The organism is Pseudomonas onubensis, from assembly GCF_965653655.1.
In the GTDB taxonomy this organism is placed as follows: Bacteria; Pseudomonadota; Gammaproteobacteria; order Pseudomonadales; family Pseudomonadaceae; genus Aquipseudomonas.
This window is the reverse complement of the sequence record NZ_CBFHAZ010000284.1, coordinates 1-444: the sequence shown is the minus strand read 5'-3', so window position 1 is coordinate 444 and position 444 is coordinate 1. Positions and strand designations below refer to the sequence as shown.

General features: G+C 37.6%; 1 protein-coding gene. It reads left to right on the top strand.

Annotation, left to right across the window (positions count from 1 at the left end):
• Positions 1-212 (top strand): DUF1963 domain-containing protein (locus ACTD9P_RS29975; protein WP_438870473.1); only part of this gene is annotated, 212 nt, incomplete at its 5' end.
• Positions 213-444 lie beyond the last annotated feature (232 nt).

Sequence of the window (444 nt, the reverse complement as noted above, 5' to 3'; positions counted from 1 at the left end):
GCCATAAAATCGGCGGCTATGCGTCCTTCACCCAGGAAGATCCGCGGTCTTATTCCCATCAAAACCATACGATTCTGCTCTTGCAAATTGATTCAGATGATGACATTGATTCGATGTGGGGAGATGTGGGAATCGCCAATTTCTTTATCAGACCGGAAGATTTGAAGAAAAAAGATTTCTCAAACGTTTTGTACAACTGGGACTGCAGTTAACGACATTATTAGAATCATGATACAAGGCAAAGGAGACGGTTAATCACTGTCTCTTTTTTTTTAGGGAATTTATCATGGATACATAGAGGAGATCAATGAATGGATATGCCGTTTAAGTGAGTCTTTTGGCGTTAATGATGAGCATCTCGGCTGCTGAAAATAAGTCATTTAACCTATTTAAGCTGCTTTCTGTCTATTTTAAAATATAATATATGGAAATATAGTATGGAAA